Origin of the sequence: Bariatricus sp. SGI.161 (assembly GCF_050313695.1) — a bacterium.
Lineage (GTDB): Bacteria > Bacillota > Clostridia > Lachnospirales > Lachnospiraceae > JAFBIX01.
In genome coordinates, this window is the sequence record NZ_JBNPLX010000007.1 from 36,638 (window position 1) to 61,250 (window position 24,613).

Consider the following 24,613-nt stretch of genomic DNA (forward strand, 5'->3'; position numbering starts at 1 on the left):
CTGTATCATTAATATGACAACATAGTAATTAATAATTCTCAACAGTGATTCTTGGTTACCTGCAAATAACTTGCAAAAAACGTTCCCCGTATTTTTGTAGTTTGAATTCTCCCACTCCACTGATTCGCAGCATTTCTTCAAGATTCTCAGGATGCGCAGCACTCATTAAAGCAAGTGTTTTATCCGAGAAGATCATATATGGAGGCACCTTTTCTTCCCCGGCAATCTCCCGGCGGAGCACACGAAGAGTTTCAAAGAGCTCCAGATCCTTTTCCGAAAGCATAGCAGCAGCTCCGGCTTTTTTCCTGCTTCCCCTCTTCTGCTTTCTTCCTGACACTTCTTCTTGTTCTTTTTCTTTTGCAAGTTTCATCACAAATGTACGATTATTTTGCTGGAATTCGGCTGACTTCCTCGTCGTCTGAATGACCGGATACTGGTCACCGGACAATTCCAGATACCCCTGATACATTAATTCCTGTATGATCTGTCTGAGTCTTGCCACTGTTATCTGTAACAAAGTTCCATACTCCGGATTCTGATTCAATCCTTTGGAGAGAATCTTCTGATTCTTCGCGCCACGCAGAATATCAATAATTGTAGAAACACCATAGTTCATTCGATTTGCATCCATACAATGAATAATGGCTCTTGTCTCATTGGTAATATCAACCTCTTCAAACTGAGTCATACAATTCAGACAGTTTCCACAATACCCCGAACTATTCTCTCCAAAATACTTCAATATATAATGGCGCAGGCACTCGGAGGTAAAACAATAGAACGTCATCTGCTTCAAACGCTCAATATCCCGTTCTTTTACAAGCTGGCGTGTGAATTCGTCTAACTCTTCATTATCTTCTCCATTTTCTATAAAAAAACGATTCGTACGCACATCCAAGGGTTCATAATAGAGGATGCATTCCGCCGGCTCTCCATCTCTGCCGGCTCGTCCCGCCTCCTGATAATAGCTTTCCATATTCTTCGGCATATTATAATGAATCACAAAGCGCACATCCGACTTATCAATCCCCATACCAAATGCATTGGTTGCCACCATAATCTGACGTCTGTCATAGATAAAATCTTCCTGATTCTCTTTTCGTTCCTCATCACTTAATCCGGCATGATATCTCGTAACAGAAAATCCTTCCTTTCTCAATCTATAGCAAATATCTTCCACATTTTTTCTGGTAAGGCAGTAGATGATCCCACTGCTTCCCGAGAACTTTTTCTCCCTGTCTTTCAGATAATGTACCAGTTCTTTGTACTTATCTACCGGCTTTTTTACTGCAAAATACAGATTCTCTCTGTCAAATCCAGTCGTCATCACGTATGGATTCTGCAACTCTAGAATATCCATAATATCATCACGTACATCTTCCGTTGCAGTTGCCGTATATGCGCCTACCACCGGACGATATGGCAGTTTCTTTAAAAATTCTATGATCTTCAGATAACTGGGGCGGAAGTCTTGCCCCCACTGCGAGACACAATGTGCTTCATCCACTGCCAGGAAGGAGATATGCACATTTTCAGATAACACAAACTCAAGAAATCCTTCCGTCTCCAATCGTTCCGGTGCTACATAGATAATCTTATAGCGACCTTCTTTTGCCAGGCGAAGCGCTTTCACGTATTGTCCCATTGTCAGCGAACTGTTCAAAAACGCTGCATGGACTCCTGCCTGATTCAGTGCTCCGACCTGATCCTTCATCAGTGAGATCAAAGGAGAGATGACCAGGGTAATGCCTTCCATCATAAGTGCCGGGATCTGAAAACACATCGACTTTCCAGCTCCCGTAGGCATAATTCCTAAAACATCCCGTCCCTTCAGGACAGAATCAATCAATGGGCGCTGCCCCTCACGGAACGTGTCATATCCAAAATATTGCTTTAATATATCTATCGGTTCCATTTTCTTTTATTCATTCTCCTTTTGACTATTTCCTCCAATTCCAGTATAATGCCCCATAGGTATATGTTCAAAGGAGGCGAAATCATCATGAATATGAACTTCAATCAGATTGCAATGATTCAAAAAATAAAAAGCTGTATTGACCGTTTCCGCGCCAACCATCCCAAATTTCCTTTATTTATAAACGCAGTATCCAGGGAAGCTCTGATGGAAGGAACAGTGATTGAGATCACAGTCACAACACCAGAGGGAAAGAATTATTGCTCAAATATCAAGTTAAAACAAGACGATATGGAGCTCGTTGAAACTTTGAAAAGCATGAATCAGAATCAACCATAAGCTTTGACAGAAAGATGGCAAGTAATCATTACGATTCACCTGCCATCTCTTTTTATTCCAGACTTGCAAAAAACAATTCATAGAAGTCATCTTCACTTTCCAACATCGGTGAATTCTCTCCGCCTCCATTGGTACTTCTTTTCATAGAAGCATGAAATTCCTCCCCGGCGCTGATCAGTTCCATCTCATAGATCTCATATCCCAATTCCCTGCATGTCCTGCAAAATGCAGCTACCGGATCTGATTCTGTCCGCGTTGCAAGCAATTGCTTTTTAAGTTTCTCATCTTTCAGAGCACGATTCTGTAATTCATCCAGCATTCCTACAATATCTGCCATAACCATTCTCCTATACACTTCTTATGAACTTACTCTACTCCATTTTTCGCACAGATATCTTTTAGACAGCATTTCTCACAATATGGCTTGGTTCGTGCCGTACAGACATCACGCCCATGGTATACCAGACGATGACAGAAGTCACTGCCTTCTTCCGGCGGAATGATCTTCCAGAGTGCCATCTCTACCTTTTTCGGTTCTTTTATTCCATCTACAAGACCGATTCGATTCACCAGACGGATACAATGTGTATCTGTTACAATTGCAGGCTCACCAAACACATCTCCCATGATAAGGTTCGCACTCTTTCTTCCTACACCTGGCAGCTTAAGCAATGCGTTAAAGTCTTTCGGGACTTTCCCGTCGTACTCTTCTTTCAGCATCTTCATACAGGCACTGATATCTCTCGCCTTACTTTTTCCCAATCCACAGGGTCTTACAATCTTCTCGATATCCTCAACATCTGCCGCAGCCAGTGCATCTATATCCGGATATTTCTCATACAATCCTTCTACCACAACATTGACCCGGGCATCTGTACATTGAGCCGCAAGCCGGACACTGACCAGAAGCTTCCATGCCTGATCATAATCCAGAGTACATCCCGCATCCGGATATTCTTTTTTCAAACGTTCAATAACTTCCAGTGCCAATTCTGCTTTTGTCATATTTCCTCCTAATTTATAAATGCATTCTTAGATCTCTATCAGTTCGTATTCCTGTGTTCCAAGTCCAATCTTCTCTGCATGTTCCAGACACACCTTCCAGTTTGTAGTCGGTGCAGAATCAATAAAATGATCATGATGCACATGCGGCATCTGATCCAGCTGACTTCCGGCAATCACCGGCATCCGATTCACTGCATCTGCACAGGCACGATCCAGCGCTACTGGGTCAAAGGATGCGAACATTCCTACATCCGGTACGATTGGAATATCATTTTCTGCATGACAGTCACAGTTCGGAGATACATCAATTACCAGACTCACATGAAAATGTGGACGATCCTTCACCACTGCCAGACTGTATTCGGCTATCTTCTTATTTAATATATCATTGGATTCATCCCCTGCCGGACAGACTGCATCCTTTGGACAGACACCAATGCATCTGCCACAGCCAACGCACTTATCATGATCAATAGATGCCTTGCCATCTGTAATAGAAGGTGCATCATGTGCACAGATACGGATACAATTCCCGCAGCCCACACATTCTTCCTGTTCCACATATGGCTTTCCTGCACTGTGCATCTCCATCTTTCCAGCTCTGGAGCCACAGCCCATGCCAATGTTCTTAAGTGCTCCGCCAAAACCGGTCGCCTCATGCCCCTTGAAATGATTCAACGTAATGAATACATCTGCATCCATGACTGCACGTCCAATCTTCGCTTCCTTAACATATTCTCCGTCAACAGGTACCAGTACCTCATCTGTACCCTTCAGTCCATCAGCGATCAACACATGACAGCCTGTAGAAAATGGAGAAAATCCATTCTGATACGCAGAATCCAAGTGATCCAGTGCATTCTTTCTACCACCGACATATAAAGTATTACAATCTGTAAGGAATGGTTTTCCTCCCAGTTCCTTTACCATATCTACAATGACAGCTGCATAGTTTGGACGTAAAAATGCAAGATTCCCCGGTTCTCCAAAATGCATCTTAATTGCCGCATATTTATCTTTAAAATCAATCTCCTCAATACCTGCAGTACGAATCAGGCGTTTTAACTTCTGTGGCAGATTCTCATTGAACGATGCTTTCATATTGGTAAAATAAACTTTTGATTTTTCCATATCGCTTTCCTCCATAATATTCAGCTTGTCATTAATCATATCACAATTCCTTCTTTTCAGCTACACTTTCAGAAAAATCCTTTGACACGTTAAAAGTTTGCTAAAGAGAATTTATAAAACTGACAATTATTATACAAAGTGCTAATTTACTTCTGGACTTGTTGACATGGAAAAAGAATCCACCTATAATTGGTGCGAAATCAATGCAAGCCAGAAAGGAACTTCATTATGAAACGTGCACTTCAAGTCTCTGAATCTATAGAATTAGGAATCATATTAGCACTTTCCGGCGGTTTCATGGACGCCTACTCCTACTTGGAACGCGGCAGGGTATTTGCCAATGCCCAGACTGGAAATATGCTTCTTTTAGGTGTCTCTCTTTCTGAAGGCAATTTTCATCTGGTCGTACGGTATCTATTCCCTGTATTGGCTTTTGCCATTGGAATCGCCCTGGCCGATGTTGTTCGGATGAAAGGAATAATTCGATTACACTGGAGGCAGATTTCCGTACTGTTTGAAGCTCTGATCCTGGCAACAGTAAGTCTTATGCCTCATAGCATGAACCTGTTGGCGAACAGTCTGACTTCTCTGGCATGCGGGATACAGGTGGAAAGTTTCCGCAAGATACATGGAAACGGTATAGCAACTACCATGTGTATCGGCAACCTGCGAAGTGCCACTCAGAACCTGTGCAGTTATTTCTATACAAAAGAGAAGGGGCATCTGGAAAAAGGCCTGCTTTATTATGGCATCATCTTTTGCTTTGTCATCGGTGCTGTAATAGGAAATGCTTTTATCAAGATTTTTCACGAAAAGGCAATTCTATGTTGTTCTGTGATGATGTTTCTGGCATTCATTCTCATGTTCATCGACAGAGAGCGAGGATAAGTTCTGAGAATAAAAAGGAAATAATAATTTAATTTCTTCTTAAAATAAAATAACGAAAACACGCCATTTTTCGTTGGTTTTGTTACTAACGTGTCACTAACCGTTAATATTAATATGCGATAATTCAGAATGAAAAATAACTATTTTAATCTCTTGTATGTCGAAATATGACGATTGAAAATCGTTGTACGGACATACATAATGGGTATAAAATAACAACATGGGATTAAACTTCTGACCGCCACCTTCCCTGTTCTGGGATGTGGCGGTCGTTTTCTATTCTATTAATTCATAGCAGTCATAAACGACTTTCTTCCAGCAACCTTGTCTCTAACAAGATTATGGTCTTTCTGGAACAGATCTGTCGCATCTGCACAACCGCTTCCGAATTTACCAGGATGCTCTACGCCTTTCGGATCATATCCATTCAGCATCAGAAGGATTTCCCAGGCAGTAACCATATACTGGGTTTCACCCTCGCATACATAGTGCGTTCCGAATGCTCCATCTGATAATCTTCCCCAGATTCCATCCTCTCTCAATCCAGAATTGTAATCCATGTTCATTGCATGCTGCACAACTCTCTTTTTCATCCGGCTTGTCTCGGTTCCGGGAATTCCATCTACTGAAATCTGAACTCCAGTAAAATTGATTGCATGTTGCTGGCCAATCTTAATCAGATCCTTACGGGCAATGCCGTAGGTGCCACTCTGAATGGCCTGTGCTTGAGTAATGATAATGCTTGTCTGTCCACCCCAGTTCGGACGCCCATAACCCATAATTAATGTGGACCATTTGCTGATCTGACGGTCTGTCAGCATATCGTTTTTATTACCCTCTCTCACAACAAGGGTATTGCCATTTACTGCAATGATGGTTCCAACATGGTCAGATACTCCATCACCGCCCCAGTCATAATAGAGGATGTCGCCTACTGCCGGGTTGTAATTGCTTACATATCTGGCTGTCCACAATCCGCGTGCTTTGAACCAGTTGATTCCGTAAGGGCAGTAAGCCGTGTTTGGAACTCTTCCTTGGTTACCGGATTTGTAGGCTGCTGCAGAAACAGTTGCATGGCACCACGGATCATTATGAGTCATTTTATAGCTTTCTACCCTCTGAGCATTGTAAATGTCGATGATAATATCATCCTGTCCTTTTGCCTCGCTGTATCCATACCATCCATCCAATACGTTCTTATATTCTATATATCCCATATGCACTCCTTCCTGTGCGACGTCGCACAATAAAAGAGAGCCGTTTCCGACTCTCTACTCTACAAACACCCAATCTTCTGCAAGCATGTCAGCCTGAGAAGCAAGCCATCCTATCTGCACACCAGAAGTTCCCACAAACGCAATAGCATGATTTCCAATGGCCTCATGCTCCGCATTAACCACTTCTTCAGATGGATTTACGTAACTGATATTCTTAGCAAGTTCAATATACTGATTTTTACCATTCCATCCTTTTCTCTTGACTTTCAACCCACGCTTAAGATACCTGATCGCATCTGAGAAAGAAAATGTTGCTTCTCCACCCAGCACCGGGCAGTTATTCTCATCCGAAATCACCCACTCATCAGAAGCTACATTAGAAAGAGTATACTCTACTCTCTGCGTTTCTCTGATGTCCAGTTCTTTCCCGTCCTTCGTGTGCATCATGATGGTCTGTTTTTCTTCGTCCCAGTACCAATATCCGCCCCATGATGGCAACTTTACTTTCGCCCCGTTCTTCATTGCCTTTAATGCTTCTACAAAATTCATAATTCTGTTCTCCTTTCATATCAAAAAGAGGACGATTACTCGCCCTCTACTCATCCTTATTTAACTGCTTAAATATTTGATTTACATAAGTACTTAATCCGGCTACCATAACCCCCTGTACAATCGACGTGAATACCGCAAGTGCAATATCCTGCCCAGTGGCAAATGATGCTGTGGCCATCACCCAGATACCACATACAAAAATCCCGACGATTCCAAGTACCATTGGAATGTATTTATCCTTGATGAATGCAGCCTGTTTCAGCCACATCCCAAGAAAATACAGTACAATCGCCACAACAATAAGTTCCGGTTTTACATAGTTCATAATCTGATCCATATCATTCTACCTTCCTTTCCAAATCCTCAATCCTGTGATTCGCCACTTTCATTTTTTCTTCCTGAAGAGCCATCTGCTCTTCCAGATGATATGTACGTTCTATTGTATTATTATGCTTATCAACTCTTTTCGTGAGTTCGGTAAGCTTATAATCTATCAGGGCAATCGTCTTGTCGTTCTGTTCTTCTGATCTGCGCTGCTGAAAATAGTTGTTGATCATACATACCACAATTGCAACAGCCCCTGTAATAATTGCTTCAATCACATTTCAATACCTCGATTCTATAATTTTCTCCTATCTTGCCCACAGTTTCGCAATTGCATCAAAACCAGATGCTCGTATCTGTATTGTTGTATCATTCGCACAATTTAACCCGGACCAATATTTCGATGAATAATATGCCTGATGAACCCCGTTTGCATCTTCATATCCTTTCGAATTAATCATCGCACCGACAGGAATCACTGCAGATGCCAGGATCCGATTATTCAGCGCGGTATTTCCAGATGCCCAGGGTCCTACTGTCAGCAAATATTCTCTATAAAAAGAAAGGGATGGAATCGTCACACTTCCAAATGCAGTACCAGATACTTCTTTTAACAGATTCCACTTCAATAGATCTTCGATTGGGTTTTCTTTATATTTCAGATTCCCAGATATATCTACGGTATCTCCCTGCATAAATAAGCCAGCAGAGGAAGCAGCCCCCATTTCATTCGGCTTCTTTACACTGATATTCAAAACTACGCTGTGTAGATAATTGTGCTGTTCACCATCTATGGATACCACGCCAAACTCTATATTGTCTCCACACATTTTTATGACTGATGAACTGGAATTTTCTCCTAAGCTGATCTCATCTGCTGCAAATGCCGCAAGAACTGTAGTGCCATCCCTAATATAGACTTTCGACCCGTCTATATAAATATTCCTGCCAGACGGATTGCCAATTGTCGCCACATTGGCATACACCGGCTCGCTTGCCACTCTCCAGTAAGTACCGTCATAGGTAAAGATCACCGTGGCCCCGGCTGCCCAGTAGGCATACCGCACTCCCTGAGTATAAATCGCTTTTTCCCCGGTACCGCCAATGTTCAGTGTCGGACTGGCCGCATTATTCGCATAAGTAAATTTCACTGCCACGGTCGAACCGGCCTTTAAGGTCAATGTTCCGGTTTCCAAAGTGGCCACTTTCGCTACAGTAGCCGATGCTGTATTGCAGGTTGCGTATAGCATCTGTCCGTTTTTCCCTGCAGCTCCGTCATCCACCCGTACCAGGGTAACCTCATCTCTTGCTTTTACAGCCACATTCTATCCCTCCCATCTTATCCTTCCAGCTGCGCCACGTATGTTGCCTTATTCTCCACGTCACCTGCTGAAATCGTGAGCGTCTGTCCAGTTGCCATAGCCGTCGAACTGCCATCCTTATACCAATTGATCGTCCCCAGAGCGGTCAGGGCACTCCCTGTCACTTCAGCACCGCCCTTATACACATGTGCGGTTAGTGTAGTAGCAATGGCCGTATTCTTAAAGATATCCCCGTTACTGGAAGTGATGATCAAATTCAGAGCATCCTCTCCATCCGCTCCGTTTGTCCCATTCCGTGACACGCTGTAAGACGTGGTCGATGTGTCATCACTGTAGGTGATAATAGTTCTTGTCCACAGATACTCACCAGCCGCAGTAGAAGGTATGGTTTCCGACCATACCCCTGTGGGCGGAGTCGTGCCGCTACTGCTCTTCTGATATGTAATATCCGTATCCGTGACTGTCACACTGGTGCCGTCCTGTCCATCCTGCCCATCAGATGCACTGCGGGACACACTGTAGGCCTCAGTGCTCTTTCCATCGCTGTAATTTACAACCGTCTTCGTCCACAGATACTGTCCGGCAGGGGCATTTGGAATATTGGTGCTCCACTGTCCCGTTGGCTTCGTCGTCCCGGATGCACCTACCTGGTAGGTTACAGACGTGCTGGTCACGGTCACACTCGTCCCATCCTTCCCGTCCTGCCCGTTCTGCCCTCGGAAGGCAATGGACCAACTGAACACCTTATTGATAGTAATGTCTCCGATCACAACCGGTATGGTCACGCTGCCGGACTGAGTCAGTGCGGCCGTGGCCGTGATCGTCAGTGTAGGGATTGGTGTCTGGCCGTTACTGACGATACTCAGCCCTGTAGGCGTGGTAATCTCACCCACCTCACATGCTACCTGGCTGGCTCCCTGCAGTGCCTGGATCTGGCAGGTCGTAGACTGGGTGCCTTCGACACTGTCTGTATCCCCTAAAAATGTATAATTGTCATTGGTTAGGATGACGGAATATCCATCCGTCAAGTCCATCAGTGTTTTCTGGTTACTCGCTTTTACTGGCATATGTATCCTCCTTAAAATATCAGGCTGCAGTTAAACACAGCCTTTACGTCTATGTCTTGGGGACCGATCGTAAAGATAAAACCATTATCAGACAACCTCGGATCCGTCTCCGGGATCACTGTAAACGTATCCGCCCCAAACGCTTTATACTCCCACATGAGATAGGCATCTGGTCCAAACGCATCCGCCATCTTTGCAGATGTATCAATCCGATTGCCTCCCATGATGATCACCACAGTCAACGTAGTGGCAATGCTGCTGTTTTTAAACGTGTCCCCGTTGCTGCTGTCAATCTGCAGGAGGATCGCATCCTCACCCTTCATGCTCCGGGCCACAGAATAGGACGTAGTGCTACTCCCGTCAGAATAGGTGATGACTGTCCGAGTCCATAAATACTGGCCGTCTTCCACTTCTATAGGGACGGAAGACCATTCCCCCGTCGGCGGCTCCGTCCCGGATGTGCCGACCTGATAAGATACGTCCGTCCCACTGATCGTCACCAGCTGTTTTTTCAACTCTTCCAGGGCATCTGACACATCTGTAGAGGGATTGGATGTCAGGATCTTATAATTGGCCAGTACTCCCGTATCCTCGCCTTCCACCGAATAATGGTTCTGCACCGTCTGTATCCTTGCAGACAGATAAACCTTCTCCCGGTGCCTGTGGTCTGCGATCTGTATCGTATCCCCGATATCTGCCTGCAGGTCATACAGCTCAGCTTCATAAGATACCTTCTTTTTATTCCTGGATTCTAATTCAGACAGCCCCCGGTTAAATAACTCCTGTGGATCATCTGTATCATACTCAAAAGTCCCGTTGATGTATCCGTCAAACTCTCCCTGCCCTTCGTAGCTGTAGGCCCGGAAGCGGGACCACTTATTTCTTGCTTCCCGATCGAAGATCCGGATCTGCCCCTTAGGGCTGTAATACCGTCCATCATCATATACAATATCAGCTATCGTGGTCCTTTCTCCGGTCTCTGAATTTTCCTTCCCGTAGCACCGTAAACAGGTACACAGATCCTCTATGCTCCCGGATCGGGACAACGCAACAAGATTGATGTCGTCGATAAACCGCTGCTGTGTTTTGTCCTCACCCAGCGACTCATAAATATTAATGACCTGCTTCACCACACGGGAGCCCTGCATCTGGATCTCAAAATCACACTCCGCCTCAAATGCATTCATGACGGACCCAAGCCTGGACAGCTGGCTCTCTGTAAGGCCTTCATACTTGGTAGCCCTCGTCCTGTCCGGAATCTCATTAATCCCAATGGTCCATCCGGAGTCGGCCAGAACCATGCTGTTCAGGGTCTCAGCTACCGTCTTCGGAGTTCCGGTAAAGTCCCATATCTCCGCATCCTCATTGATCATATCCAGGCCGATGTCCTCACAATGTACGTCCCATTCCTCATCACCATCCACCGTCATAATCGTATACAGACGCTGTTTGCCATACTTATCCTCAAAAGCAATATAATTCCCTTCTTCGATGTATGCGCTATCCGGATGGCCGGCAGGGACTGTAAAATCATAGGTCCCAACAGCTACATTGTTGGTGATCGTAATCTTCTGTCCCATACTGGATCCACTGTCATCAATAGGAAGGCTATCTGGTGCGTCTGCAGATGCGTGACATAGCACATGCATGTCCCGGCCAATAATATACCATTCCACTATAACCACCTCTCTTGATAAGTGACTTCAACCTCTGGAGTTTCCGCCCACTCTGACACAATGATCCCCAGTGTATGCTGCCCAGGAGGTAAAAGCAGGGGCCGGCTTCCGATATCAACCCGGTCCCAGTCCTTAATGTCATTGATATAAAGCTCGTTTTTCGGCCCATCCAGTTCCACTACATCCCCCTCTGACAGGAAATTCAGGATATCTTCAAAATACTGGACATTGTGCTTCGTGACGTTCAGGGCCCGGATGTTATTATTTGTGATCGGAGCATAACTCTTATATGCTGCACAATACCAGGTTACTTTACGGAGCTGGGCATCCGGCTTGCTGCTAAGAAATGTCTTTTTTATTCCTCCATAGCTGAAGCTAACCGTGATCTGGTTTCCCAGCTTTTCCACAATCACCACAGGGCCATTTCCGCCTCGTCCAGTCACGTAAAAGCTTGTCGTCTCCCTTGTGTCCCACACCCGGTTCCCGTCAATATACACAGCCATGTCAGACCGCTCATAGACCGGATTGTTATCCTCAAACACGACAGCGCAGATAATCTCATCATTCTCATCCGAAAAGGTTACCGAATTGTGGCCGATCTGGCTGCCCTTGTTCTGACCTCCATCCGTGTTCATATCAAATCGCCATTCTGATCGCCAATTGACAGGGTATTCTCCTTGGGAGTCCTGCGGCACGGTCTTCGTCAGTGCCGCTCCATGCCAGCTGTCACCCGTCTTGTAGTCAGCTACTTTTACATAGCCCTCATCGCTTTCCGCATCCTCAGTTACATAAGTCACTGTACCGGTCTGCAAGCGTTCTGCCGTCACCGGTGGGGTAATGCCCTGATTGAGCAGCCATCCATCCGCAGACGTAAAGTGGGTGTCAAAAAGTTTTTCAGATTTCTCCTTTTCCACCTCATCCACCTCTCCCGGATCTCCCACCTGATAAAAACGGTCACCCAGGGTCAATCCTAGGTAACCGTTGTCTGATTTCATTGTGGCCTTTACGCTGATGGGGATAACTTTTGTACCATTGTTCTCCAGCGCAACCGATGTGGCGTTATTATTGGATGCTGTCTTTTCAGTGACAGCATATTTATATGGGTCTGAACAATAGATTACGAAAGAGCTGACTACATTCAGCCGCCCTGGATCAGGCTGACTTACACTTGATTTTGTACCAGTGTAAAACTTGTCTTGTTCGTCCGCAAATATAATCTGCATCTGTTCTTGATCCAAAATCCGGCATAGCTTATTAAATTTTTCACGGAACTCTTCCGCGTCGTTCGCCAAAAGCTGATAGGTGATTGTGAGAGTTCTGGAAACATCCCTCTTCTGCTGATAGTAGCTTCCATCTCGGAATCCCATCTGCATTTCACTGATCTCAGACTCCAAAAGTTCTCTTCCTTCCACCTGCAAGGTCCGATAACCGGCTATCTCATTTTCTATATACGTGCCGTTAACAGACATTGCTTCAGCCGGCAACACATTTGCCACAGGCACATTCGAATCTGTGTCTATAAAACTGTACATTCTTTCACCTACCTTATCCCATTCCTTCGATTATTACGCTTCTGGATCTTTTCCAGCTCTTCCTGCGTATATGAAGCCGTAGCTCTAGCGAACTCACGTCCATCCACCTCAACAGGAACTATGATTGTATACGTACCGGTATGGTTATAGTTATAATCTTCTGACAATGTCGCATTTCCATAGCCGCCTGCGAATGACAGATTTGCATCTGATGCTGCCAGATCTGGTATCGATACTAATTCTTCTGCGGCTTTCCATGCAGCTTTTACTTTTGAGATCAAGCCCCCTATCCAGCCTTCTCCCCAGTATTGTGCTAGCTTATAAGAAATTCTAGAAGGGCTGTGAATTTTAGCCTTTGCTCTAATTGCTTCCTCTGCTGCAGCTGCAAGTTGTACTGATACACTTCTTACTATTCCGAGCTGACTTTGCATACCATTTGCCAATCCTTGACCGATATACACGCCACAACTATAAGAACCAGATGACGCAGATCTCATAGAAGATACAATTGAATTCGTAATACTTCTGGATGTTGCAACTGCCATATTTCCCCCAGTTCTAATTCCAGAATTAAATCCATTCATCATTGTCTGTGCTGATGACTGTGCTTTTCCGGCCCCATTAGAAAACGCACTTGTCAATTTATTTATACCAGCTTTGGCTTTATTTCCAAGTGCATCTAATCCGCTATTAACCACATCAATGGATGATGTCATACTGGTCAATGAACTCTTTGCAGATTTTGCATTGCTTGCTATTGATTTCATACTGGAGTTAACAGTCTTTAAAGCTAATGACATGACCACTGTGCCGGCACTAGCCACAGTCATTCCAGCCCCAAACACTACTAGCCCTGCTGCTGCAACAAGAAGACCTGCGCCTAAAATCATGCACCCTGCCCCAGCCATCGTTGCTCCAACAGCAAACACGAGCATACCGGCTCCAAGTGCTGCAATCGCAACAGCCCCTTGAGCTCCATATTGAGCAACTGTAGGCAATACCCCAGCCACAACACTTAATGCCGCAGATGCTAATAGCGCACCAGCACCTACAAGAACAATTGCAGCTCCGAATGCAATAAACCCTACTGCACCTGCTGTTAGTGCTGGGCCCAAAACAGCTGCACCGGCAGCGAGACCTGCTATGGCAGCTACCATACCAACCATTACACCTATCGCCAAAGGTCCGGCATTAGCAAGACTAATGGCGGCATTGGATAGTAGCATCATTCCTGCACCAGCTAAAACAACAGCCGCTCCGAATGCAATAAACCCTACTGCACCTGCTGTCAATGTCGGTGCAACAGATTTAGCTACAATCAGTAGCGCTCCGATTGCAACTGCCATTCCCAACATTGCTCCTACAGCTAACGGACCAGCATTTGCAAGATTCACAGCGGCATTTGAAAGAATCCAAAATCCCGAACTAATTAATAATATACTGGCTCCAAGTGCGAGCATAGCTGTGGACATTGCAGATAACTTTTTCGTTCCTCCTTTCATGGAAGACAACATTTTCACCATACCAACGCTCAAAGCTGATACCGTAATAACAAGACCGGCAAGAACCCCGACAGCCAATGGACCAGCATTTGCGACCGCAACTGCAGACTGTGCAAGCAAATAGAATCCAGCACTAATAGTAAGCACACCTACACCAAGCATCATAAACGCTTTTGCAGATGCAACCATCTTTTTTGAACTGCTATTGCTTGATTTGCCGACTTCGTCCTGTCCTTTAGCTACATTGAAAAGATTCGGTGCCAATTTGCTTAATCCCATTTTCGCCAATCCACCGATTGCCCCGGTGAACGCTCCAACAAATGGAGCTACTGCCTTTACAATTTTAAATCCTTTATATGCAATATACAGTTTCGGCAAAATCGTAATTACCTTTGCAATCGTCTCTGAATGTTTCTCACAAAAACCAGCAAAAGTTGTTAATGCATTCGTAGCTACGCCGAGCACATTCGAGAAGCTATTCACACTCTCCGTGGATCCAAACGCGCCAGTAAGTTCTCCGATATCACCGACAATTGCACTCACGGCATCACCAAATGCATTTTTCACTTCGATAAAATCCGCCTTAAATACACTCCAATATTTACTGGCATTATCTACGAATCCAGATACTTTAGTTGCAAGTGCATCTCCATCCATTTCTCCCATTTTATCTATAATGCCGCTAATACAAGAAATTGCCACACCTGACAATACGTCAAAAGATGGTGTCAGCTTATTTGCTACAGTTTCTTGTAATCCATCCATAGCTTGTCCAGCCGTTTTATACGTTGTGGCAAGCTTCGTAAATGCATCGTTCGTACCAACAGCAGAAATTGCATCGAAGAATTCTTCTGTTGAAACCTTCCCATCCTGTACATCTGTGACGAGCTGCGATGTTGTTTTTCCCATCTGCTTCGCAACTGCAGCAATACCAGCTGGAGTCTGCTCCAACATCAGCTTAAAATCCATCCATGCAACTGTAGGTTTTGCAGCCATCTGTGTTGCCTGTTGACTCAATGTCTTCATTGCTTGCTGGGGATTCTCAGCCGCTGCCGCAAGTCCTCCGAATCCTTTTACAAGCTTTGTTGTATTTTTTGTCCCAACTGCTTCTAACTGAGAAAATGTACTTGCCATATCGGACGAGCTATAAATTGTTTGCTCAGCAAATGCCTGAAGTTCTTTTTTAATTCCTACAATTTCATCGGTGTTTTTACCAACCATCTGCATATTGGAAGAAAATGTCTTCCAGGCAGCATTTGAAGAATCTATCTCATTGACAAGACCAGCCGTGCTATTCGCAACAACAGATATTGCTTTCTGGCCGATTGCCATCATTGCCCCGAATCCAATTCCGCTTGTCAGGGTAGATTTTAGATTGTTTGTATAACCAAGGGCACTCTTCATCGTAGATGAAAAATTTTTGTCTGTTGCAGATAGAATTGCTTTTACAGAAAAATCACCCATGTTTTATGTGCCCTCCTTTCTTAACAACTTACCAATTCCAGAAAAACGCTCTTTTTTATCCTTCTTTTTGGCCTTTATTTTTTTGATTTCTTTTTCGTAATCAAAGAATTTATCAAACCGGCTATAAACAGGCCTTTCTTTTCGCTTTCCAGCCTTTTTCTTAGCCTGTACAGCAAAATTAAGAAAAGCCTGCCAGTGTGCGTGGTAATTATCATCAACCATTTTCAACTGGTAGGCTTCCATTAACAGTTCATATTCTGGAATTGTCAGGCGGTCTACTTCTGATAGGCTTTTAAACCCAAGATACCGGAAGCAGTCAACCGCCACTTCATGGTAGTATTCTTCGATGCTTAATGCATCACTTCCATCCTCGCCTTCTCCATTGCTTCCTGTTTCGCTTTTTCTTTCTCCACTTCCTCGATCACTTCCAGAGTTGCATTCTTTGTAGCATTTGCTTTCCTTAAGAAACCCAAAATGTTTTCGAACACCTCGTCCATATCTGTTTCTTCATTTTCGACAAAAGCATCAATGGCTCCTTCCGTTACTCTAGGCTCACATCCTTTGTTCGCAACACTGATTACCTTTACAAGAGCTTCTACATCTTTGTCTATCAATCTTGCAACTGTATATCTCAACCCAATGTTCTGTGTCACTCCGTTCAGCCCATTAACAGGTGCTGATACCGTCCTGTTTATTTCTCTTAGAAATCCCATTCCAAAATTAAGCTGAACTAACTGACCATTCATTTCTAATTCATACATTTTTCATTACCTCCATATAATTATGCTCCTGTTTTTGGTGTATCTTTAAATACATATGCTGCAAGTTCCTGCTGTTCGTCTGTGACGGTTGCATAACCATCTACGCCTTTTCCTTCAATGCCAAAGTCTAATGAAGCCTCTGCATGGTCTTCCGAATTGCTAGAAAACTCAAAGCTGGTCACATATCCCTGAAAATACTTTGCTGCAAACTTACTTGCGTTATCGCTAGTTCCAGGCTTGTCCAGATTTACTTCCCAGATCTCCACTTTATCTCCATCATCCAGAGCTTTTTCTAACTTATCGATCATAGCATCATTCTCACTTGCAAAAAGTGCTGTCGTGCTAATCTCTGTCTCTACTTCTCCGGGAACTCTGATAGTCCCATCCTTCGTAGTAACGGTATCTGAATCTCTAGACTTTGATTTACTGTTTTCTGTCGTAAATGCGACTGCTGTTGCATCATCTGTAGCAGCATCTTTTAAAATACGATATAGATAGATAATTCTCTTTCCTTTAATTACTCCCATTTCATTTCCTCCTTATAAAATATCAAATACTAAATTTACCATTCCTCGCCAAACTGGAGGAGTTACGGTTCTGTCCTGAATGATTCGGATGCTGGAATCCTGCACACGGAGAGATACTTTAAATCCATAGGCCTCATTCAGACACGATGACAGCTCAAATATGGATCCGCAGATATTAGATACATTCTTGCGATTATCTTCCGTATCCCAAATGTTCAAATTTGCAGATACATTAGATATTGCACCGCTCTTCGTGCCAGAGTAATTCGTCTGAAGATCTTCAAAATCCACAAATGGATATCCAACTTCATTCATTGGTCTGCTCTCATAGATATTCCCATAAACCCGCGATGATAGAGACTTCCACAAAACATCGTGAATCGCCTGCTCCGCTGTTTTCATTGCATCCGCCTCCTATTTCACCAATTCTTTCATTTTTGCCTTGAATTTAGGTTCAACTTCTTCAAGAGCTGGCTTTAGATACGGTTTTGCTTTCATGTACCTCGTTCCATACTCAACATAAGGCGCATATTCTGCCGTAGGTTCAACCTCCGCTGTCATTCCACTATCCGACAATTCAAGCCCTATACTCCGTTTTAATGTACCGCCGACATATCCCGGGATACCTGTGCTTGCCGGTGTGCCAACAGGTGCCTTTCTCTGCGCTGTCCCTTGTAAATCAGCTCCACACTTTCGGACTACTGTTCTCACCTTATTCAATGTAGCGTTCTTTTTTAACTGCTTTTCCAGCTTATCCAAACCTTCAATCTTTATCTCAGCCATTTTGTATCACCACCAAACTTTGTTTATCACTCGAGAATCGTTCTGTATCTACGGTATAATTTTTCCCATCCATTTCTATATAATCGTAGGAATCTATATATTCCCTCTGTAATCTGATGATGTAACGGTTTGCTTTTACATCGCCAAAAACTTTCTGTTGACATTCTGCACTCATATGAGTCACATTTGCATACTTCTTAATTCTGGCATCAGACCCTTTTTTCCATTTACCAGTATCAGGATCGTATACTTTACTTCCAGATTTCACAAAGAAGAGCGGTTTGCTATACCTCATAGGAATCGCACCACCCCTCTTGTATTGTTCTTCTGCATATTATTCCAAGCCTGTATAGCAGAAAGATACGGAGCGATATCATCTCCATATGTAATACTTTCTCCTTCCTGACTGTAACTGGACATACCTTCATTTCCAAGACGGTTAAACCGAGTTACGGAAAGCTCACAAACGATATATTCCAATTCATTCGGGACATTATCTAAGCCGGACGGCAGATGTGACAGTACCTGCCGCTCCGCATTTTTGATAATCAGATTCAACTTATTATCCAAATCAGCATCACTTTCCGGTATATCAAGAAGAAGCTTTACATCATCAAGTACCGCCATTTCTCGCACCCCCTATTTTGCAGAAGATTTTGTTTTCTTTGAAGAATCTTTTACAGTTGATTCCTCTTTATCTTCCTTTACAGTTTCCTCAACCAACTTAATCAACGGAGTTCCCTGCTTGTTATTTTCCCCAGAAAGTTCAGCAATACGCTCCTCGGAAGGGTTTAACCCATTCCGAGGATATGTATCACCTACATTGTACTCATAATAAACATTTCCACTTTTTGTTTTCTTAACATCTTTCAGATCATGGAACGCTTTAACAACTTTGTACATATGCTGCTACCTCCCTTTTATGACTTCACAACGGCTACAACATCGCCAGAGCGAATAGCCTTGTAGTTCTGATCACACTCTACAACAGTGATATGATGTCCGGATGTAGCAGAAATCTCAGATACTCCATCCCATTTCGTCCATGTCTTAACATCCATTCCATAAGTAACAGACGTTGCTGCTGAAACATTTGTTTTATACTTCAGGACGTTGTTAATAGATGCAAGCTGCGGTTCAACTGTCAGCTGGGTCTTGCCAGATTCGGTACCGGCAACAGACGTTACTGTTAACTCTCCAAGAGTCTGAGTATCGGAACTTCCAACCGCAATGTAAGCGATTGCATCCAGATACTCTGCAAACAGTCTCACGCCCATGATTGCGAACATATCAGAAATAGCATGTTCGTAATTTCCCTGCACATGGAATCCAATGAATCCAGTAGCAGAGTCAGTTGTATACTCAAGACCTGCCTTCACAAATTCGGCGTCAGACGGATCTACGTAATAGGCAATCAGATTGTTGAGCGGTGTGGCGATTACCGTATTCTCCGGTATCTGGCTAGATACAAACACTATATCTGCACCAAGGAAGTTTTTAATATACTGCATACCAAATGCAGTCTGAAGTGTAATGTCAGCAGCACCAATGTATTTATATACATCCAGTGTATTTACCCATACGGCGACTCCAGTTGCTGTACGCTTCATCGTTTCAAACTTATTCTTCACTTTTCCGATTGCCATCGCAAATGCCATCTGCCAGGTTGTCTCATGTCCTACCAGAGAACCCATCTTAAGCTGAGTATAAAATTTATCCAGCACTACATTCTGCAGATCAGACTTAAATTCCTCATCAGTCATCTCTACTGCTGCTTCATAGCCTCTTTCTGCAATTGCTTCAATAGAAACACCTTTTCGATACTTTTTAATCTTAATTGTATCGAATGTTTCTTCCTCAACTTTGTACTGAGACATCGGAATCTCTTCGCCCTCAGCAACATCTCCGTCCTGCAATGTTCCAGAAGCCTTCTTGATCTTTAACACAGATCCGTTCTCTTTTTTAATCATTCGGGTAATTCCCATGACATCCAGTAACGCCTGCATGTTCTTGCCAAAGCTCGTTACAAAATCAATCTCTCTAGCTCTCACCTGAATCTGAGACTTTCCAGTCATGTTATCAGGTGCTGCAAATACCTGTAATCCTAATTTTTCAATGTTATGCATGCTTCATCTTCTCCTTTATTGAAATAATGTGATATTCTCGGCAATCAATCTTTGTCTCTCAGATGGATTTTTGATCGCCAGAATCTGTTCTTTTGTCATCGTTTGATTTCCTCCTGTGCCTGCTTTTGGAGGATTTCCTTTCAATGCATCTTTTACCGCCGCCTGAACTGCTGCTTTATATAGTTTTACAAAAGACTCCACAGAAGCCTTTGTATCTTCTGCACTATCAGATACCAAATGTGAAAGTAATTCATCAGGAATATTGATTTCTTCATCTGCTAACATCTTCCTTGCTGTCTTCGACATCTCGGAAAGTGTTTCTTTCTTCTTGTAATCATCAAGCTCTTTCTGAAGCTTCTGTGCTTTATATTCGGCTCTCTCTTCCTTTGTCATCTGTGCCAGCTTTTCCGCTTCGGATACCTTATCATCTGTCAGAGTCTTCCATTTCTGCTGTGCGTTACTCACAGCTGTTTGCGTGGCTTTTTGCACACGCCGGTCAAACTCTGCCTGATTTCCTTCCAATTTTAAGAAATCATCAAATGACATTTGTTCAGTTACACTACCTGCTCCAGTTCCTGCACCTGCTCCGCCGCCGTCTCCGGTTCCAGATCCGCCGCCGTCTCCATCGGCAAACAACTGTAAATTCGTCATTGGAAATCTCCAATGGTTATCTTTAAATTTCATACTGTTACCTCGCTTTCTGCCCCGCTCCATTCCATACGTCCCAGAGTGTTGCATAGAATCATAGTTTAACGTCATTTCGGACATATCATGTTATGCGATCCGAACATTGTCGGGAAACTCACCAGCAATCACGCATATGCCAATGAAGAAGGAATCAACCAAAGTTTTTGCTTTCTCTGATAGATTCCCATAATGTATATCAACCTCACCCGGTGATATTTCATATTCTATTTCATCCTCCGCCAAATCTTCTATGGACTTGATTAGAGTTTGTGTAAGTGCTGTTACTCCTGCACATACAATATCATATCCATCATACGAATAATTCGCATGGCCAGATATTTGGATTCCATCCATTCGGACACTTACTGCAATCAATTGGCACCACTCCTTTTCTTGTTCTATTTTATAGACAGCCAACTTCTATGAACGTCTTATAAATCTTTGGTGATTGAATTGAAAACCAATCAACCATTTCTTCATTTTCTGCCCATGAACCGTAACAGTGTGATGCATTGGCGGACAATCCACTTTCGCTCAGGTAAGCATGGATTATCTCATGCCGGAGCACATCCTTATCGCACCTCTCTCTGCCCATTGCTGTCATATCCTTATCCTTGCATTTCTTGATAAATATATCCCTGTCATGCCTATTACAAAGACCCCCAGCTCCTTCTCCGACTTCTTCTAAATAATTCGGAAATTCATCTACAAAATGAATCTTATAATTTGTTCCAAGTATATTGACCTTCATAATTTCTCCTTAAAAATGAGCATAAGAAAACCACCAGCCGTTACTACTAACTGGTGGTATCTATTCCTCTTCAAATTTTATTCCATTATTACACTCTTTCTCATCGTCTTCCGCCATTATCTCTTTTGGTATTCCTTCCGGAAAAGCAATGCATGTTGGAAGTTCGTTGTCATCATCGATAAAATGCTTACATACCATACATTTCGGCAATCTCATGTTATCTCCTCCACGGCTCTATGTATTTTCTTATAAGTTTCTCTGATTCATTTGGGACCTTTTCCCCGTTCCTATATCTCACAAAAGCTTCTGCCAACGACTCTCTTCCGTCTTTTGTACTATCAGCATAACCAGAAACCCCGGAAATAAAACTATTCTTCAACACTCTGTTCAGTTCTTTATAATCTGCTTCTGTAACACAATTCTGAAACGGTATAATATGTGCGACTTCATGAGCCAGATAATCTTCAAAATTTTTACCGGCTACCCATCTAGAAGTATACACCTTATTCATCCTCTTTTCAATTTTTTCGTAATTAATATCATAATTAAAAACTATGGAATGTTTTAAAATACCATCCTCAAAGAATCCTCCAGTAAGAAATATGTCTTTTTTATTACCAACATGCGCTCCTTCAAGTTTATCAATATAAATGATATAATCACTTTCCAACTTTTTTATAGCGGTGTTAATCTTATTTTTCGTGTTTTCCGTCATACCACACTTCTTATAAACCTCATCTGGCATCGAAATTTTCATAGCATTTTTCCGAAATCGGTTAATGTTATTCCACTCTTCGGTAGTTCCACCTTTGTCCAGATAATCCAACCACTCATCATACTCTTTATCGTCCATCCATGCTGCTACAGTGCATCTGCAGTTCGGATGCATTGGAGGAGCATTTTCTCCCGGCATCATCTTCTTTACTTCAAAGTGTTTACCATCTAACTCTTTACAGATCTCACAAGCACTTCCAAGAGCAATGAACTCGTATTGCTCAAATCCATTCCGCTCAAACGACTGCTTCTGCGCTTCTATTTGCACCCTTGCAAGTTCTGTCCGCATCAGACGCTCTGCATTTTCCTTTGATACACCAAACAGCTTCTCCAGATGCCTTGCAAGTTGTCTCGGATTTCTGCCCTGTATCAATCCTTCCTGCAGGAGCTTTGACAATTCTGCTTTCATCATGTCCTGGTACATCCAGATACGGTCTGAAAACTTTGCATTGGCAAACGAAGCATTTACAATTGCATTGGCTGCCTGGGCATTATTATTGATGGTCTTTCCGAGAATACCTGCCTGACGCTCAAACTCACTAAGCGTCCGATCAGTCAGCACCTGTTCGTAATACTTCTGCAGATCATTGAATCCATCAACAAGCTCTAGACCGATATTTGCTTTCAGCATCTCCAACCGGTTAATCTTCATGGTTGCATTATAGAGACGCATCTCATCATTAGCTTCCTCTGAGAAATTTTTCTCTTTCACGTACTTGGCAGCTTTACGCTCATATGCTTTAATATCCAGTTCAGAGACACGCTTCTTTGCTTCCGCAAGAGTAATTCCCTCTTTCTTGGCGTACTTCGCATAGAATCCATTAATTTCCTTTTGAATCTGATCCATCATGTAATCGTAATATCCATTAATGGTCTTTATGTACTCTTCCTCAGTCTTCAGATTCTTTTTCAGATTCTCTTCTTCGCGCTTATGCCAGTATTCTTTACTGTTTACCGCCATTTACACCAGCTCCAAACATTCTCTTCATCACAGCATCATCATCTGTCTTGTTCTGCTCACTATCCATCTTTTCAATTTCACCCTTGGCATTATCCACGATACTTAAAACACCAAGCTGCGTTTCCTTGGATACAATTCCTTCCAAGGTTCCTGCTATCTGTGACTCTTCCAGTATATTTGCCGGGAAGTTCGGTGTGAATTTGTAATGCAGTTTCACCCAGTCATCTTTCTTCATACCAGACACAGGATTGCTGAATATTAACTTATATCTGCGGTTCATGCCGGAAGTGAATTTACGTTCCTTGGTCTTTTCAAGGTTGCTCATTGCCTGCAGCTTATATTTCAATGCAATGCCAGAAGAAGTACCGAAGTTCTCATCTGAGATATTCGCAACCATGCTGATCTGGAAGATTAACTTCTCTAACCTGTCAATCAAGTGTTCCTGGGTATTATCTCCATCTGGCTTCTGAAGAAAATCAACAATCAGCTTTTCGGCTTCTCCTTCGAAATTAATTATCCTGTTTGACCGGATATTTTTTGTATCATCTTCTCCCAGCCTCGGCCCCAGTATCTTCAGATAAGCATCCGCAAAATAATCTACATCGTTTGCCTTTTCTGAAATAGCTTTGTTGTAGGCATCAATCATCGTAAGAACTGGTTCGAAGATTCCAATCTCCTCTTCGTTCTCCACATACACAGATGCTGGAACGCCATCGAATCCATGCGCCTTATCTTTTTCATCCCATACCATCCTTCCTTGCTGTGTGAACCACCGCACCTTTGTATCATCAGACACGCTCCCATGCAGAACATTATCTGAATCAATATACAGGCGGACAAAATACCGTTCTCGGCATAATACCGAATCATCGTAGATCATAAAGGCATCCATTGGGGTTAAATATGTAATACCAATATTGCCAAGTTCGTCCACATAATACATCTCATATCCTTTCCCAAATATGCTGCATATCTTGGACAACTCTGCATTGTTATCGTCCTGGTCATTGTACTGATCCAGAAATTCTACATATTTTCCAATCTCATCATTTCCTTCATCCACCATTATTTTAATCGGATGGCCTATGAAAAAACCATTCATAGTATCAACAATATACTTTGCAAAATTCACGGCAATACGGTTGTCCGGTTTCCATTCTGGTTTCTTTGGATCATAGAAGATTTGATAATCCGTTTTATATGCATCCATCAAGCGCTTATACCGAAATGTACTCTCAGCTGCATGCTGTTGTATGAACTTCCCTAACTTCTCATCTGTAAGCTCTTCTTCTGCAGGTAATCTATACAC

At 43.1% G+C, this 24,613-nt stretch carries 30 protein-coding genes; 2 read left to right on the top strand and 28 right to left on the bottom strand.

Annotated features, from left to right (window positions below; all coding sequences use genetic code 11):
- Window positions 1-55: 55 nt before the first annotated feature.
- Entirely contained in the window at window positions 56-1,915 is a 1,860-nt protein-coding gene (gene recQ, locus ACQRBH_RS05705; protein ID WP_427742484.1) for a DNA helicase RecQ, read from the bottom strand.
- A gap of 93 nt (window positions 1,916-2,008) precedes the next feature.
- Between recQ and ACQRBH_RS05710 the strand changes: the two genes are divergently transcribed.
- The gene (locus ACQRBH_RS05710) at window positions 2,009-2,254 is read left to right on the top strand and encodes a hypothetical protein (RefSeq protein ID WP_427742574.1); all 246 of its coding nucleotides are present in this window, start codon (window positions 2,009-2,011) and stop codon (window positions 2,252-2,254) included.
- Between the two features lie 52 nt (window positions 2,255-2,306).
- On the opposite strand, the gene ACQRBH_RS05715 is transcribed toward ACQRBH_RS05710, so the two are convergent.
- Genes ACQRBH_RS05715 through ACQRBH_RS05725 form a run of 3 tightly spaced genes read right to left on the bottom strand, consistent with a single transcriptional unit; the run spans window position 2,307 to window position 4,390 of the window.
- Window positions 2,307-2,591 (bottom strand): hypothetical protein, encoded by a 285-nt coding sequence (locus tag ACQRBH_RS05715; RefSeq protein ID WP_235232700.1) that lies wholly within the window; start codon window positions 2,589-2,591, stop codon window positions 2,307-2,309.
- Between the two features lie 29 nt (window positions 2,592-2,620).
- Window positions 2,621-3,259, bottom strand: a complete 639-nt coding sequence (locus tag ACQRBH_RS05720; RefSeq protein WP_427742482.1) for an endonuclease III domain-containing protein — start codon at window positions 3,257-3,259, stop codon at window positions 2,621-2,623.
- Window positions 3,260-3,286: 27 nt separating this feature from the next.
- Window positions 3,287-4,390, bottom strand: a complete 1,104-nt coding sequence (locus ACQRBH_RS05725) for a DUF362 domain-containing protein (RefSeq protein WP_427742573.1) — start codon at window positions 4,388-4,390, stop codon at window positions 3,287-3,289.
- A gap of 228 nt (window positions 4,391-4,618) precedes the next feature.
- On the opposite strand from ACQRBH_RS05725, the gene ACQRBH_RS05730 reads away from it, so the two are divergent.
- Complete coding sequence (locus ACQRBH_RS05730; RefSeq protein ID WP_427742481.1) at window positions 4,619-5,278, top strand: YoaK family protein; 660 nt, start codon at window positions 4,619-4,621, stop codon at window positions 5,276-5,278.
- A gap of 284 nt (window positions 5,279-5,562) precedes the next feature.
- Here the strand turns inward: ACQRBH_RS05730 and ACQRBH_RS05735 are convergent, their stop codons facing one another.
- The 24 genes from ACQRBH_RS05735 to ACQRBH_RS05850 all read right to left on the bottom strand — a co-directional run bounded on the left by ACQRBH_RS05735 (window position 5,563) and on the right by ACQRBH_RS05850 (window position 24,613).
- Window positions 5,563-6,495, bottom strand: a complete 933-nt coding sequence (locus ACQRBH_RS05735) for a CHAP domain-containing protein (protein WP_427761143.1) — start codon at window positions 6,493-6,495, stop codon at window positions 5,563-5,565.
- 54 nt (window positions 6,496-6,549) lie between these two features.
- The gene (locus tag ACQRBH_RS05740) at window positions 6,550-7,044 is read right to left on the bottom strand and encodes a DUF2829 domain-containing protein (RefSeq protein WP_427761144.1); all 495 of its coding nucleotides are present in this window, start codon (window positions 7,042-7,044) and stop codon (window positions 6,550-6,552) included.
- 46 nt (window positions 7,045-7,090) lie between these two features.
- Window positions 7,091-7,384: a phage holin family protein gene (locus ACQRBH_RS05745; protein ID WP_427761145.1), complete on the bottom strand. Its 294-nt coding sequence runs from the start codon at window positions 7,382-7,384 to the stop codon at window positions 7,091-7,093.
- Between the two features lies 1 nt (window position 7,385).
- Window positions 7,386-7,649 carry a hypothetical protein gene (locus tag ACQRBH_RS05750; RefSeq protein WP_427761146.1) on the bottom strand — a complete coding sequence of 88 codons (264 nt, stop codon included), beginning with the start codon at window positions 7,647-7,649 and terminating at the stop codon, window positions 7,386-7,388.
- Window positions 7,650-7,679: 30 nt separating this feature from the next.
- Entirely contained in the window at window positions 7,680-8,693 is a 1,014-nt protein-coding gene (locus ACQRBH_RS05755) for a hypothetical protein (RefSeq protein WP_427761147.1), read from the bottom strand.
- 17 nt (window positions 8,694-8,710) lie between these two features.
- Window positions 8,711-9,760, bottom strand: coding sequence for a hypothetical protein (locus tag ACQRBH_RS05760; protein ID WP_427761148.1), 1,050 nt, complete (start codon window positions 9,758-9,760; stop codon window positions 8,711-8,713).
- A gap of 11 nt (window positions 9,761-9,771) precedes the next feature.
- Complete coding sequence (locus ACQRBH_RS05765) at window positions 9,772-11,436, bottom strand: phage tail spike protein (RefSeq protein ID WP_427761149.1); 1,665 nt, start codon at window positions 11,434-11,436, stop codon at window positions 9,772-9,774.
- On the bottom strand, window positions 11,436-12,968 hold the full coding sequence (locus ACQRBH_RS05770) for a distal tail protein Dit (protein ID WP_427761150.1): 1,533 nt from the start codon (window positions 12,966-12,968) through the stop codon (window positions 11,436-11,438). The genes ACQRBH_RS05765 and ACQRBH_RS05770 overlap by 1 nt, the downstream gene beginning before the upstream one ends.
- A gap of 8 nt (window positions 12,969-12,976) precedes the next feature.
- Window positions 12,977-15,934 (bottom strand): tape measure protein, encoded by a 2,958-nt coding sequence (locus ACQRBH_RS05775; protein WP_427761151.1) that lies wholly within the window; start codon window positions 15,932-15,934, stop codon window positions 12,977-12,979.
- A gap of 3 nt (window positions 15,935-15,937) precedes the next feature.
- Complete coding sequence (locus ACQRBH_RS05780; RefSeq protein ID WP_427761152.1) at window positions 15,938-16,162, bottom strand: hypothetical protein; 225 nt, start codon at window positions 16,160-16,162, stop codon at window positions 15,938-15,940.
- A 122-nt stretch (window positions 16,163-16,284) separates the two neighbouring features.
- Window positions 16,285-16,695: a tail assembly chaperone gene (locus tag ACQRBH_RS05785; RefSeq protein ID WP_427761153.1), complete on the bottom strand. Its 411-nt coding sequence runs from the start codon at window positions 16,693-16,695 to the stop codon at window positions 16,285-16,287.
- A 20-nt stretch (window positions 16,696-16,715) separates the two neighbouring features.
- A complete protein-coding gene (locus ACQRBH_RS05790; RefSeq protein ID WP_427761154.1) occupies window positions 16,716-17,222 on the bottom strand; it encodes a phage major tail protein, TP901-1 family in 507 nt (168 codons plus the stop codon).
- A 12-nt stretch (window positions 17,223-17,234) separates the two neighbouring features.
- Window positions 17,235-17,624, bottom strand: coding sequence for a hypothetical protein (locus ACQRBH_RS05795; RefSeq protein ID WP_427761155.1), 390 nt, complete (start codon window positions 17,622-17,624; stop codon window positions 17,235-17,237).
- 12 nt (window positions 17,625-17,636) lie between these two features.
- Window positions 17,637-18,005 carry an HK97-gp10 family putative phage morphogenesis protein gene (locus tag ACQRBH_RS05800; protein ID WP_427761156.1) on the bottom strand — a complete coding sequence of 123 codons (369 nt, stop codon included), beginning with the start codon at window positions 18,003-18,005 and terminating at the stop codon, window positions 17,637-17,639.
- Entirely contained in the window at window positions 17,998-18,300 is a 303-nt protein-coding gene (locus tag ACQRBH_RS05805) for a hypothetical protein (protein WP_427761157.1), read from the bottom strand. Before ACQRBH_RS05805 ends, ACQRBH_RS05800 begins: the two co-directional genes overlap by 8 nt.
- Window positions 18,297-18,632: a phage head-tail connector protein gene (locus ACQRBH_RS05810; RefSeq protein ID WP_427761158.1), complete on the bottom strand. Its 336-nt coding sequence runs from the start codon at window positions 18,630-18,632 to the stop codon at window positions 18,297-18,299. The genes ACQRBH_RS05805 and ACQRBH_RS05810 overlap by 4 nt, the downstream gene beginning before the upstream one ends.
- Before the next feature lie 12 nt (window positions 18,633-18,644).
- A complete protein-coding gene (locus ACQRBH_RS05815; protein ID WP_427743373.1) occupies window positions 18,645-18,908 on the bottom strand; it encodes a hypothetical protein in 264 nt (87 codons plus the stop codon).
- A 17-nt stretch (window positions 18,909-18,925) separates the two neighbouring features.
- Complete coding sequence (locus ACQRBH_RS05820; protein WP_427761159.1) at window positions 18,926-20,131, bottom strand: hypothetical protein; 1,206 nt, start codon at window positions 20,129-20,131, stop codon at window positions 18,926-18,928.
- A 15-nt stretch (window positions 20,132-20,146) separates the two neighbouring features.
- Window positions 20,147-20,815: a DUF4355 domain-containing protein gene (locus ACQRBH_RS05825; RefSeq protein ID WP_427761160.1), complete on the bottom strand. Its 669-nt coding sequence runs from the start codon at window positions 20,813-20,815 to the stop codon at window positions 20,147-20,149.
- Window positions 20,816-20,905: 90 nt separating this feature from the next.
- Window positions 20,906-21,193: a ribosomal-processing cysteine protease Prp gene (locus tag ACQRBH_RS05830; protein ID WP_427761161.1), complete on the bottom strand. Its 288-nt coding sequence runs from the start codon at window positions 21,191-21,193 to the stop codon at window positions 20,906-20,908.
- 28 nt (window positions 21,194-21,221) lie between these two features.
- Window positions 21,222-21,569, bottom strand: coding sequence for a hypothetical protein (locus ACQRBH_RS05835; protein ID WP_427761162.1), 348 nt, complete (start codon window positions 21,567-21,569; stop codon window positions 21,222-21,224).
- Window positions 21,570-21,629: 60 nt separating this feature from the next.
- On the bottom strand, window positions 21,630-21,785 hold the full coding sequence (locus ACQRBH_RS05840) for a hypothetical protein (protein ID WP_427743366.1): 156 nt from the start codon (window positions 21,783-21,785) through the stop codon (window positions 21,630-21,632).
- A gap of 1 nt (window position 21,786) precedes the next feature.
- Window positions 21,787-23,304: a minor capsid protein gene (locus tag ACQRBH_RS05845; protein ID WP_427761163.1), complete on the bottom strand. Its 1,518-nt coding sequence runs from the start codon at window positions 23,302-23,304 to the stop codon at window positions 21,787-21,789.
- Complete coding sequence (locus ACQRBH_RS05850; RefSeq protein ID WP_427761164.1) at window positions 23,288-24,613, bottom strand: phage portal protein; 1,326 nt, start codon at window positions 24,611-24,613, stop codon at window positions 23,288-23,290. The genes ACQRBH_RS05845 and ACQRBH_RS05850 overlap by 17 nt, the downstream gene beginning before the upstream one ends.